Raw genomic sequence first — 12,376 nt, forward strand, 5'->3', positions numbered from 1 at the left:
ACCGTGGCCCTCACTCAGCCTCATCGCGGCCGTGCCGCCGAGCACGGTGCGGCGCTCGTGTCCGTCGCCGTCCGGCGGATCGGGCTGCTCGTCCTCGCGCTCGCCGGATGGGAACTGCTCGCGCGGATACTGGACAGCCGCGCCGTTCCCGCGGTGGCTCCGGCGTTCGACGCGCTGGTCTCGACCGTCCCCAGTGGACCGTTCTGGGCGGCGCTCGGTGGCACGCTGCAGAGCTGGGGGCTCGGCATGCTGCTGGCCGCGGGGATCGGCCTGCCGCTGGGCCTGCTGATCGGGTCGAGCCCGCTCGCGATGCGGGCGACCCGTGGTGTCGTGGAGTTCCTGCGCACCGTCCCGGCGATCATGCTCGTCCCGCTCGCCGTGCTGTTGTTCGGCGCGACCGTCGAGATGAAGGTCGTGCTGATCACCCTCTCCGCGGTCTGGCCGCTGCTGGTGCACGCCGCCTACGGCATCGGCCACGTCGACGCCGTGGCGCGCGACTCCATGCGGGCGTTCCGGCTCCGGCGCAGGGACCGCGTCGTCTTCCTGTACCTGCCGAGCGCCCTGCCACTCGTCGCTACCGGGCTCCGGGTGGCGGCGACGGTGGCGCTGCTGATCTCCATCGGGGCCGAGATCGTCACCAGCGCACCGGGAATCGGCTACGAGATCGCCCTCGGCCAGGCGAACAACGCCGCGCCGAGGTCCTTCGTGTACGTCCTGCTCAGCGGGCTGCTCGGGGTGGGGATCAACCTCGGATTCGGCGCACTGGAACGGCGGGTGCTGTTCTGGCACGCCTCGCAGCGGGCAAGGAGCACCGCATGAGACACCTGAGGCTCGTGGCACAGGGGCTTGCCCTGCCGCTCCTGCTCGTCGGCGCGTGGTGGTGGGTCTCCGCGGACAGCACCTCCCCGTACTTCCCGCCGTTGCGGGAGATCGTCGCCGAGTTCGCCGACACCTGGCTGTTCACCGGAATCCGCGACGTGCTGCTCCCGACGCTCGGCACGTTCCTCGCCGGGTACTCGATCGCGATCGTCGCCGGTGTGGTGCTGGGCGTCGCGCTCGCCGCGAACGACGCCGTCGCCGGCTTCCTCGCGCCGCTGCTCGAGTTCCTGCGTGCCCTGCCGCCGATCGCGCTCGTGCCCGCGTTCATCTCCGTGCTCGGGCTCGGCGAGGAGATGCGGATCAGCGCGGTGGTGTTCGCCTCGATCTGGCCGGTCCTGCTGAACACGATCGACGGCGTGCGGGGAGTCGACGTCGTGATCCGCGACAGCGTCACCGTGTTCCGCGTTCCCCGGGCGCAGCGGCTGCTCTTCGTCACCCTGCCCGGCGCGTCGCCGCAGATCGTCGCCGGTGTCCGGGTCGGCCTCGCGCTGTCCCTCATCGCGGTGATCGTGACGGAGATGGTGACCTCAGCCGACGGCGTGGGCGCCTTCAGCCGCAGCGCCCAGCTGAGCTTCGACCTCCCCGCCATGTGGACCGCGATCATCCTGATGGGCTTCGTCGGCTACACGCTCAACCTCCTCTTCGACCGTCTCGAGAAAAGGACTCTCCGATGGCATCTGCGCATGCGCGAACCGGCGTCGTGACCGCGGAGGCAGCGAAGCGGGCCGCCCCGGACGTGGACGCGCACGTCCACGTGGACCGGCTGCACCACGTCTTCGGCCGGGGCGCGGCCGCGCGTACCGTCCTCGGCTCGGTGGACTTCACCGTCGCCAGGGGAGAGCACGTCTCCGTCGTCGGTCCCTCCGGCTCCGGCAAGACCACCGTGCTGCGCTGTGTCGCCGGGCTGTTGACCCCCACGTCGGGGCAGGTCCGGCTCGACGGCGCGCCGGTGGCCGGGCCGCCGGAGAGTCTGGCCGTGGTGTTCCAGGACTACAGCCGGTCTCTGCTGCCGTGGCTCACCGTGCGGTCCAACGTCGCCCTTCCGTTGCGCGGCAAGGGCATCCCGGCGCCACACCGCCGCGAGCGGGCCGCGGAGGCGCTGGCGGCGGTCGGCCTGAAGGACTCGCTCCACCAGTACCCGTGGCAGCTCTCCGGCGGGATGCAGCAGCGGGTCGCGATCGCCCGCGCCCTCGCCTACCGGCCCGAGGTGCTGCTCATGGACGAGCCCTTCGCCTCGGTGGACGCGCAGACCCGCTCCGACCTCGAAGACCTCGTGCTGCGCCTGAAGCGGGTGTACGCCATGACGGTCATCGCCGTCACCCACGACATCGACGAGGCCGTCTACCTCTCCGACCGCGTGGTCGTCCTGAGTGGACATCCCGCCGAGGTCGTGGAGTCGGTCCCGATCGACCTCGGCGCCGACCGCGACCAGCTCACCACCAAGTCGGATCCGCGGTTCGCGCGGCTGCGTGCGCGCGTCCTGCGCGCGGTCCGGCACTGAGGCCATGGCCCGCGGGCCAGGTCACGAACCAGAGGAGAACCCGATGTCCATCCCACGTCACCGGCGGTCGGCCGCACTGGCCGCGCTGGGCGCCGTCGTGCTGACCCTGACGGCCTGCGGCTCCGGTTCCGGCACGACCACGAGCGCGGCCGGCGGGCAGCAGCGGACCGCCCTCACCGTCGGCGTCAGCCCCGGCGCCGCGACGTCCACGCCGATGTACCTCGCGGTGCGCGACGGCGTGTTCGCCGAACTCGGCCTCGACCTCGAGCTGACCGTCCTGCAGGACGGCACCGTCGCCGTCCCGCAGGTCCTCAACAGCGAGACCGAGTTCAGCATGTCCGGTTTCGGCCCCGCCGTGCAGGCCATCGACAAGGGCCTGCCGATCAAGCTCGTCGGCGCCGCCAACGTGATCCCCACCAGCCCGGACAGCGAGTACCAGGCGATCGTGGTCAACGCCGAGTCCGGCATCGACGACATCCGCCAGGTGCGGACGTGGGCCGCCGACACGACGGAGACCGACCCGGCGCAGGCGTTCGCGGTGGACGCGCTCGGCGGCGACTACGCGGCGCTGGACCGGCGCGCGGTGCCCTTCCCGGCGATCGGGGACGCGGTCGCCGACGGCAACGCGGACGCGGCGCTGCTCAACGAGCCCTTCCTGTCCGAGGCGCTGGGGACCGGGAAGGTCGAGGTGCTCTCCTACGTCAACGGCGAGCTGACCGTCCCGGGTGCGCCGGGCGCCGTGTTCATCGGCTCCGAGCGGTACATGGCCGAGCACCCCGACGTCACCGCGCGGTTCATGCGCGGGATCCAGCGGGCCTACGAGCACGCACAGGCCCACCAGCGCGAGGTGGCCGAGTTCGTGCCCGAGACCGGCCTGCACGACCAGGCGCCGCCCGTGGCGGCGCTGGGCGAGTACCAGCAGGGGCCCCTCGACCCGGCCAAGGTCGACGCGCTGCTGGAGGTCTTCCGGTGCTACGGCGCGATCGAGCGGGACTTCGGCGGGGCCGACATCGTGCACGCGCCCGAGGCGAGCTGAGGAGCCCGCAATGTCACAGGACGGTATCCGGCGCGCGGCCGGGGAACTGCTCGCCGACCCCGGCCAGGACGGGCTCATCACCCGCGGCTTCCTGCGCGGCGCCGGGCTGCCCGCCGCGTCGCTCGGCCGCCGCCCGGTGATCGGCATCGCCAACACCTGGAGCGAGCTCAACCCCTGCAACGCGGGGCTGCGCGAGCTCGCCGGGCACGTCAAGGCCGGTGTCCGCGCGGCCGGCGGCCTGCCGCTGGAGTTCCCCACGATCTCGCTCGGCGAGGCCTTCGTCCGGCCCTCCACCATGTACCTGCGCAACCTGCTGGCGATGGACACCGAGGAGATGATCCTGGCCAGCCCGGTCGACGGCGTCGTGCTCCTCGGCGGTTGCGACAAGACCCTTCCCGCCCAGCTGATGGGCGCCGCCAGCGCGGGCAAACCGGCGCTGTGCCTGCCCGCGGGCCCGCGTCCGCTGTCCGAATGGGACGGCAGGCCGATGACGATCGACGGGCTCTGGCCCCTGCTCGACGAGCGCAGGGCCGGGCGCCTGGACGACGACGGCTGGCACCGGCTGGAGGGCTGTCTCAGCCGCGGCGCCGGAACGTGCAACGTCATGGGCACCGCGACCACGATGGCGGTGGTCGCCGAGGTGCTCGGCATGGCCCTGCCCGGCAGCGCGCTGGCCCCCGCGTCGTCGCCCGCGCGCGCCGCGCTGGCCGAGGAGACGGGCAGGGCCGCCGTCGCCCGCACGCGGGCCGCCGTCACCCCGGCCCAGGCGATCACCCGCGTCTCGCTCGGCAACGCCTTCCGCGTGGTCTGCGCCGTCGGCGGTTCCACGAACGCGCTGTTGCACCTGCAGGCGATCGCCGGGCGGCTCGGTGCCCGGCTGGACCTCGCGGAGCTCCGCCGGATCAGCGACGGCACGCCGCTGCTCGCCGACGTGAAACCCACCGGCAGCCGGTTCCTGCACGAGCTGGAGTCCGCGGGCGGCGTGCCCGCCCTGATGGGCAGGCTGGCGCCGCTGGCGGACCTGGACACGCTCGCCGGGGACGGCCGCCCCTGGAAGGAAGCCGCCGTCACCGCCACCACCGGTACCGGCTGCCTCGCGACGCTCGACCGGCCGCACGCCCCGCCGGGCACACTGCGGCTGCTCTCCGGATCGCTGGCGCCGCACGGCGCGGTGCTGAAGCGGTCCGGCGCCGATCCGGCGCTGTGCCGGCACCGCGGCCGGGCCGTCGTCTTCGATGGTGTCGACGACCTGCGGGCCCGGATCGACGATCCGGATCTGCCCGTGGACGAGACGTCCGTGCTCGTCCTGCGGTACGCCGGGCCGGTCGGCGGGCCGGGGATGCCCGAGGTCGGCAGGTTGCCGGTCCCCGCCCGGCTGCTGCGGCGCGGGGTGACCGACCTGGTGCGCGTGTCCGACGCCCGCATGAGCGGAACGGCCACCGGGACGGTCGTGCTGCACGCCGCGCCCGAGGCCGCCGCCGGTGGCCCGCTCGCGCTGGTCCGCGACGGCGACTGGATCGAGCTGGACGCCGAGGAGTCGCGGATCGACCTGCTGGTGGACCCCGCGGAGCTGCTGCGGCGGCGAGAGTCCTGGATGCCGCCCCGGTCGCCGGTGCGCGGGTACGAGCGGCTCTACCGGGAGCAGGTCACCCAGGCGGACGAGGGCTGCGACTTCGCGTTCCTGAGGGCGGCGGGATGAGCGCGCACGGCACCGGCTTCGTCGGGACCGGCGCGATGGGCACGCCGATGGCCGGGCGGTTGCTGGCGCGCGGGCACCGGCTCACCGTCCACAACCGAACCCGCGCGCGGGCGGCGGAGCTGGAGCGGGCCGGAGCACGCTGGGCGGCGACACCTGCCGAGGTGGCGGCGCGTTCCGGCGTGGTGCTGTCCTGCCTGCGGGACACCGCCGCCGTCGAGTCGGTGTACCTCGGACCCGGTGGCCTGCTCGAAGCCGCCCGGCCCGGGCACGTCTTCGCCGAGCACGGAACGTTCGACCCGGCGCTGGCCAGGAGCCTGGCCGGTGCCGCGGCCCGGCACGGCGCGTCCTTTCTGGACATACCCGTCACCGGCGGAGCGGAGGGCGCGAGCCGGGGTGAGCTCGCCGCCATGGCCGGCGGCGACGCCGCCGCGCTGGACCGCGTCGCGGGCACGATCGGCGCCTACTGCGCGAGCCTCACCCGGATCGGCGACAGCGGGGCCGGCCTCGAGCTCAAGCTCGTCAACCAGCTGCTGGTGAGCGTGCACCTGGCCGCCGCAGGGGAGGCCGTGTCGCTGCTGGAGCGCTTCGGACTTGACCTCGGCCTCGCCCGCGACGTCCTGACGAGCGGCTGGGCGCACAGCGCGATGCTGGAGCGGACCCTCACGCTGGTCCGCGCCGGGCGCCGCACGGGAACGGGCGCCACCATCGCGGGCCTGGCCGAGGTGCAGGACCTGGTGGCCGCCTCGCTCGGCACGGCCGGTGGCTTCGGTGTCTTCGCGGCCGCGCGGGAGTCCTTCGCCAGGGCCGTGCGGGAAGGGGCGGGAGCGGACGACCCGGCGCACCTGGCGCGGGCCGCGGTGACCGGGCGGGACCGGAGTGTCCCGAATGGACACAGGGGAGGGGGCTGAGCCATGCCTTCCGCGCCGAGCGGGTCACCGGGCCCGCACGTCACCGTCGTCGGGGGCGGGCCCGTCGGCCTGTCCGCGGCACTGCTGCTGCGCCGCGCGGGCATCCGCTGCACCGTACTGGAACGGGACACGGCACCCAGCCCGCATCCGAAGGCCCGCGGGGTCCGCACACGGACGATGGAGCTGTTCACGCGGTGGGGGCTCGCCGGGGCACTCGACGCGCGGGCGCTTCCCGCCGGGGCCAACCAGTTCATCTACTGCGACTCCCTGGCGGGTGCGGAGATCGCCCGCAGCCCGCGCCCCGACGACCGGCATGCCGGAGTCAGCGTGACCGGCCCGCGCCGGGTGTCCCAGGACGTCGTCCAGCGGGTCCTGCTCGACGCCGTGCGCCGGGCGGGCGGCGTCGACCTGCGCTGGGGAACCGAGGTCACCGGGCTGCGCCAGAGCGCGGAGCAGGTCACCGTCACGACACGGGACGGTGACCGGGTCACCGCCGACTACGTGATCGCGGCCGACGGCGTCGCCAGTACCGTCCGGGACCTCCTCGGCGTGGCGGTGGAGGGCGAGGGGGTCCTCGGCTACGGGCAGAGCATCTACTGGCACGGCGACCTGAGCCGGTGGACCAGGGGACGCCTGTGCATCCAGTTCCTCACCGGACACCGGCTCGGCCACCCGGCGAGCATCGCCTGCGTCGACGGGCGCGACCGGTGGGTCACCATGGTCACGCGGCCGGGCGGCGGGAGCCGCCCCCGGCCGCCGGATCCCGGCGAGGCGGTGGCGATCATCCGCCGCGCGGTGGGCGCCGAGATCGACCCGGAGATCATCGACATCACCACCTGGCGGATCAGCGCCTGCGTCGCCGTCCGCTGGCGCGCCGGGCGGGTCTTCCTCGCGGGCGACGCCGCGCACTCGTTCCCGCCCACCGGCGGCTTCGGGATGAACACCGGGGTGCAGGACGTCGACAACCTGGTCTGGAAGCTGGCCCTGGTCCTGCGCGGCCTGGCCGGCGACGCGCTGCTGGACACCTACGAGACCGAGCGCATCGGGGTCGCGCGCGCCAACGCGGCATGGAGCGTGGCCAACGGCGCGCGCTTCCGCGAGATCGGCGCCGCGATCGCCCGCGGGGACGACACCGCCCTGCACCGGCTGCTCGAGGAGCAGCGGGACCACGTCGAGGCCGTCGAGCAGGACCTCGCCTTCGGTTACGGCGCGGGTGCCGTGGCCGAAGGCGAGGTGCCGGACGGCACGCCGCTGCGGTACGCGCGGCCGGGGCACCGGTTTCCCGAGACCCCGGTGGTGATCGACGGCGAGCGGCGGTCGAGCACGGTCGCGCTCGGCGACCGGTTCACGCTCGTCACCCGCCGGGAACAGGAATGGGCCGCGGCACGCGCGGAGGGCGAGCGGTTCGGCCTTGACCTCGTCCTCGCCGCGGTGGACCCGGACGTGCTGCACGGCAGGCCCGCCGCGCTCGTCCGCCCGGACGGGATCGTGGCCTGGCTCGCCCACCCGGCGGACGGGCCAGACCGGCTGCGTGCGGTCCTCGGCTCGCTGCTGGGCAGGCGACCGTGAGGTACGCCGCGAACCTCTCCATGCTGTTCGGCCACCTCCCACTCGCCGAGCGGGCCGCGGCGGCGCGGGTGGCCGGGTTCCGCTTCGCCGAGACGTGGTGGCCGTTCGTCGACCCGGCGCCCGGGGCGGACGAGCTGCACCGTTTCTGCGGCACGCTCGAAGCGGCGGACCTGCGGCTGGTGCTGCTGAACCTCGACGCGGGCGACCCGGGAAGGGGAGACCGCGGCCTGCTCAGCGATCCGGCGCAGCAGGCGCGGGTGGAGGCCAACCTGGAGGCCGTCGCCTGCCTGCTGGACCGGACCGGCTGCCGCACCGTCAACGCGCTCTACGGCAACCGGCTGCCCGGACACGACGCGGGCGAGCAGGACCGCACGGCGCTGCGCCGGCTCGTCCGGGTGGCGGACCGCATGGCCGAACTGGGTGCCTGCGTGGTGCTCGAAACCCTCAACACCACCGACAGCCCCGCCTTCCCGCTGACCGACATCCGGCGGACGGCGGAGCTCGTCCACCGGGTGAACGACACCACCGGCCACGGCAACGTGGGCCTGCTCCTCGACACCTACCACCTCACCACGATGGGGACCGATCCGGTCGCGGCCGTCCGCGAGTTCGCCGGGCTGATCCGGCACGTCCAGTTCGCCGACGCTCCCGGGCGCGGCAGGCCCGGCACCGGGTCGATCGACTTCCCGGCCGTGACGAAGGCGCTGGCCGCGGTCGGCTACGACGGCTTCGTGGGACTCGAGTACCACCCGCGGCACGGCGGGACCGATCCGGAAAGGAATCGCGATGAGAATCGTCAGCTACGGACCTGAGCGCGCCGAGCGGCCCGGCATCGCCGTGCCGGGCCGGGGCATCGCGCCGCTCGACCCGCTGCTGCGCTCGCTCGGCTACCCGGCGATCGACACGAACACGCTGCTCGGGCTGCTCGACCTGCTGCGGCCGGTGCTCGCGGAGGCGCTCGACGGCGACGGCGTCCGCTGGCTGGACGAGCGGACCACCCGGCTCGGACCGCCGGTGCCGTCGCCGGAGAAGGTGATCGTCGCGGGCGGCAACTACCAGTCGCATGTGGACGAGGCCGCGGGCAGGAAGAACGCCCCCTCGCCCTCGGAACCGATCATCGTGTTCAAGCCCTCCAACACCGTCATCGGCCCGAACGACGCCCTGGTGCGGCCCCGGCAGAGCGAACAGCTCGACTACGAGACCGAGATCGGGGTCGTCATCGGGCGCGGCGGGCGGAACATCCCCGCCGAGCGCGCCTACGACCACGTGGCCGGGTACTGCATCGCCAACGACGTGACCGCGCGGGACCTGGCGTTCCGGGACGTCCACCTCAGCCCGCTGTTCGCCCAGATGACGCGGGCGAAGGGCATCCCGACCGGCGCACCGCTCGGCCCGTGGCTCGTCACCAAGGACGAGATCGCGGATCCGCACCGGCTGGAGCTGCGCTGCTGGGTGAACGGCGAGCTGCGGCAGCGGGGGTCGAGCGCGGAGATGATCGTCGACATCCCGCACCTCGTCGAGGACTTCAGCAAGGTCATCGAGCTCTCGCCGGGAGACGTGATCATGACGGGGACGACGACCGGCTGCGGCGCGTTCCAGGACCCGCCGGTGTTCCTCGAAGCCGGGGACGTCGTGCGGATGGAGATCACCGGACTCGGGGTGATGGAGACCCCGGTCGTCGACGAGACCTGAGCGGGGAGGAGCCCATGTCCACTCGGCACACCGCAACCGTCCGGCGGGTCCTCCGCCCGGACGGCCTGCCGCCGGCCCCCGGCTGGAGCCACGGCGTCCAGGCGGGCGGGTGGGTGTTCGGTGGCTCCATGATGGCCACCGACTACGCCACCGGCCTGCTGCCCGGCGCGCGGCCACCGGAGGACGCGCCCTGGTTCACCGAACCGCTGGACCTCGAGTCGGCCGCCGTGCTCGACGCGACCGGGGCGGTGCTCGCCGAGGCGGGCGGCGACCTGCGGCGCGACCTGCTCCGGGTCTGGCAGTGGATCGCGGCCACCTACCCCGGCCCCGCCGAGTACGCGGCGTCGCGTTCGCACTGGCCCGCGCTGCCCTCGGGCACCCCGTACGCGCGCAACCTCGCCCGCCGGGTCGGCGACCCGCTCCGCGCGTCCACCGGTATCGGGGTCCGGCAGCTTCCCGTCCCCGGTGCGCTGCTGGCCCTCGACTTCATCGCCGTTCCCGGCACCGGCGGCCGCAAGTCCGGCGTCACCCTGCCGCCCGACCTGCCCGCGCCCCGGGCCGGGTACGCCCCGGCCGTCCGGCACGGGGACTGGGTGTTCCTCTCCGGGTTCGGTGCCACCGACTTCGCGGGTGACTGGATGTCCACCCGGCACATGGGGGAGCCGAGCATGATCGCGCCGGAAGCCCGGGTGAACCCCTACATCTGGCTCGGCTCGGAGATCGAGGCGCAGACCCGCTACACGCTCGACGTCCTCGCCCGCATCGCGGAGTCGGCGGGCACCTCGCTCGACCGTTGCGTGAAGGCCGACGTCACGCTGACCCACCCGGCCGACTTCCCCGGGATGGACCGGGTCTGGCGGGAGTTCTTCGGGGACGAGCCGCCCGCCCGCACCGTCGTCACCGGCTCGCAGCTGGTGATCAAGGGCCTGCGTGTCGAGGTGGCGCTCGTGCTGCTGGCCGGGGACGCCACCACCGGCAAACGCACCGTCCACGCCGACGAGGTGCCGGACCCACCGGGACACGCGCCGCAGGCCGTCCACGCGGGCGACTTCCTGTTCACGAGCACGGTGCTGCCCGCGTCCCGGGCCGGGGCGGTGCCCGCGGCCGTCCGGGACTCCGTGGGAACGCCGTACTTCGCCGACCCGGCCCGTGCCCAGACCGCGCTGCTTGCGGAGTACGTGGCGGCGTTGTGCCAGGCAGCCGGATCGGCGCTGGGCGAGGTGTGCAAGGTCCAGGCCTTCCTCTCCGACCTGCGGCACCTGCCCGGGATGCTGGCCTCCTGGCGGGACGCGTTCCCCACCGAGCCGCCCGCGCTGAGCAGCGTCGGCCTCGGCGGTGGCGCACCGCTGCCGCTGCCGGGCGCGTGCGTGCAGTGGGACGTCATCGCCCACGCGCCGGTCAGGGGTTGGTGATGTCGTCGAAGACGAGGAACGTGCGCGTGCCGAGCACACCGGGGATGCTCGGCAGCTGATCCAGCACGACGCGGCGGAGGTGCTCGTTGTCGACGGTCCGGACGAGCAGGATGACGTCGAACTCGCCGCCGACCAGCGCCATGTGCTTGACCTCCGGGATGCGGCGCAGATGTGCCGCGAGGTCACGCCACGAGTTCTGCCGCACCGTGAGCGTGATGTAGGCCGAAGTGGACAGTCCGGCCCTGGCGTGGTTCACCACGGCGGTGTAGCCGGTCAGCACCCCGGAGTCGCGGAGCCGGTCCAGGCGGCTGTAGGCGTTGGCGCGCGAGATGTTGAGCCGGTCGGCGAGCAGGCGGACGGAGAGCCGTCCGTCGTGGGTGAGCTCGCGCAGGATGGCCTGATCGGTCGCGTCGAGTGCGGGAGCAAGGTGTCCAGCGCCGGTGGCCGGACGGGAACCGCTGCTGGACATGTGGATCCTCCCGGAGTCATGGATAGCCATTCGTCTTCGAAATGGCGCTGGTTCTGGTCAGAACGTAGCAGGTGTCGCAGGATTTCCACCGTTGTGTCTCGCAGTGGAGGTGGCCGATGGAGGAGCTCCGGATGGTGCGGCTGCTCGACGCCGACGGAGGCGCCGTCGAGGACGACCGGTACCCGATGCCCCCGCCGGAGGTCCTGGTGGACGCCTACCGGGCGCTGGTCCGGGGAAAGCGGCTCAACGAGCAGGCGAGCGCGCTGGTGCGGCAGGGCCGCCTCGCGGTGTACCCGTCGTCGCGGGGCCAGGAGGCGTGCCAGGTGACGGCGGCCGCGGTGCTGCGCCCCGGCGACTGGCTGTTCCCCACGTACCGGGACACGGTGGCGGTGGTCGAACGCGGGGTGGACCCGGTCGAGGTGCTCACCCTGCTGCGCGGCGACTGGCACTGCGGCTACGACCCCTCGCGGCACCGGGTGGCGCCGCAGGCCACCCCGCTGGCGACCCAGCTGCTGCACGCGGTCGGCGCGGCACACGCCGCCACGCTGCGCGGAGAGGACACCGTCGTGCTGGCGCTGTGCGGGGACGGCGCCACCAGCGAGGGCGACTTCCACGAGGCACTCAACTTCGCGGCGGTGTTCGCCGCACCGGTGGTGTTCCTGGTGCAGAACAACAAGTACGCGATCTCGGTGCCGCTGGCGCGGCAGTCCGTCGCGCCGAGCCTGGCGCACAAGGGAATCGGGTACGGCATGCCCGGCGTGCTGGTGGACGGCAACGACACGGCCGCGCTGACGGCGGTGCTCGGGGAGGCGGTGACGCGCGCGGCCGGAGGCGGCGGGCCGACGCTCGTGGAGGCCGACACCTACCGGATCGACGCGCACACCAACGCCGACGATGCCAGCCGCTACCGCACCGACGACGAGGTCGCCGCATGGGCGCGGCGGGACCCGCTCGTCCGGCTGCGCGCGTACCTGCGGGGCCTCGCCGTCCTGGACGACGAGCGGGAGGCGGAGTTCACCGCGGCCGCGGAGGCCGACGCCGCGCGGCTGCGGGCCGCGCTGGCCGACGACCGGCCGCCGGAACCCGCGGAGTTGTTCGCGCACGTCCGTGCCACGCCGACGCCGCAGCTGGCGGCCCAGGCCGCGTCGCTGCGCGCGGAGCTGGCCGCCGAGCGGCGGCAACCGGAGGAGGAGCGGTGACCGTGAAGCTGA

Annotated in this window: 12 protein-coding genes; 11 read left to right on the plus strand and 1 reads right to left on the minus strand. The window is 73.9% G+C overall.

Translation table 11 applies throughout. The features are described from left to right. The first annotated feature begins 3 nt into the window (after positions 1 to 3). From B0I33_RS18260 to B0I33_RS18305, 10 genes are read left to right on the plus strand one after another with little or no spacing between them, the layout of a single operon-like run. Positions 4 to 819, plus strand: coding sequence for an ABC transporter permease (locus B0I33_RS18260; RefSeq protein WP_146147521.1), 816 nt, complete (start codon positions 4 to 6; stop codon positions 817 to 819). Continuing rightward, complete coding sequence (locus tag B0I33_RS18265) at positions 816 to 1,583, plus strand: ABC transporter permease (protein WP_106180008.1); 768 nt, start codon at positions 816 to 818, stop codon at positions 1,581 to 1,583. Before B0I33_RS18260 ends, B0I33_RS18265 begins: the two co-directional genes overlap by 4 nt. Next, positions 1,550 to 2,380, plus strand: coding sequence for an ABC transporter ATP-binding protein (locus tag B0I33_RS18270; protein ID WP_106180009.1), 831 nt, complete (start codon positions 1,550 to 1,552; stop codon positions 2,378 to 2,380). The genes B0I33_RS18265 and B0I33_RS18270 overlap by 34 nt, the downstream gene beginning before the upstream one ends. Positions 2,381 to 2,423: 43 nt before the next feature. Beyond that, positions 2,424 to 3,416, plus strand: coding sequence for an ABC transporter substrate-binding protein (locus B0I33_RS18275; protein WP_181193351.1), 993 nt, complete (start codon positions 2,424 to 2,426; stop codon positions 3,414 to 3,416). 10 nt (positions 3,417 to 3,426) lie between these two features. Beyond that, positions 3,427 to 5,115, plus strand: a complete 1,689-nt coding sequence (locus tag B0I33_RS18280; protein WP_106180011.1) for a dihydroxy-acid dehydratase — start codon at positions 3,427 to 3,429, stop codon at positions 5,113 to 5,115. Next, complete coding sequence (locus B0I33_RS18285) at positions 5,112 to 6,023, plus strand: NAD(P)-dependent oxidoreductase (protein ID WP_106180012.1); 912 nt, start codon at positions 5,112 to 5,114, stop codon at positions 6,021 to 6,023. Before B0I33_RS18280 ends, B0I33_RS18285 begins: the two co-directional genes overlap by 4 nt. A 3-nt stretch (positions 6,024 to 6,026) precedes the next feature. Then, entirely contained in the window at positions 6,027 to 7,592 is a 1,566-nt protein-coding gene (locus tag B0I33_RS18290) for an FAD-dependent monooxygenase (protein WP_106180013.1), read from the plus strand. Then, positions 7,589 to 8,404: a hydroxypyruvate isomerase family protein gene (locus B0I33_RS18295; RefSeq protein ID WP_106180014.1), complete on the plus strand. Its 816-nt coding sequence runs from the start codon at positions 7,589 to 7,591 to the stop codon at positions 8,402 to 8,404. The genes B0I33_RS18290 and B0I33_RS18295 overlap by 4 nt, the downstream gene beginning before the upstream one ends. Beyond that, complete coding sequence (locus B0I33_RS18300; RefSeq protein ID WP_106180015.1) at positions 8,379 to 9,284, plus strand: fumarylacetoacetate hydrolase family protein; 906 nt, start codon at positions 8,379 to 8,381, stop codon at positions 9,282 to 9,284. Before B0I33_RS18295 ends, B0I33_RS18300 begins: the two co-directional genes overlap by 26 nt. Positions 9,285 to 9,298: 14 nt before the next feature. Continuing rightward, positions 9,299 to 10,696: a RidA family protein gene (locus B0I33_RS18305; protein ID WP_106180016.1), complete on the plus strand. Its 1,398-nt coding sequence runs from the start codon at positions 9,299 to 9,301 to the stop codon at positions 10,694 to 10,696. On the opposite strand, the gene B0I33_RS18310 is transcribed toward B0I33_RS18305, so the two are convergent. Beyond that, positions 10,683 to 11,165 carry an Lrp/AsnC family transcriptional regulator gene (locus B0I33_RS18310; RefSeq protein ID WP_106180017.1) on the minus strand — a complete coding sequence of 161 codons (483 nt, stop codon included), beginning with the start codon at positions 11,163 to 11,165 and terminating at the stop codon, positions 10,683 to 10,685. The two genes, B0I33_RS18305 and B0I33_RS18310, sit on opposite strands and share 14 nt — an antisense overlap. Positions 11,166 to 11,281: 116 nt before the next feature. On the opposite strand from B0I33_RS18310, the gene B0I33_RS18315 reads away from it, so the two are divergent. After that, positions 11,282 to 12,364 (plus strand): thiamine pyrophosphate-dependent enzyme, encoded by a 1,083-nt coding sequence (locus B0I33_RS18315; protein ID WP_106180018.1) that lies wholly within the window; start codon positions 11,282 to 11,284, stop codon positions 12,362 to 12,364. Positions 12,365 to 12,376 lie beyond the last annotated feature (12 nt).

Source organism: Prauserella shujinwangii (assembly GCF_003001955.1).
GTDB lineage: Bacteria > Actinomycetota > Actinomycetes > Mycobacteriales > Pseudonocardiaceae > Qaidamihabitans > Qaidamihabitans shujinwangii.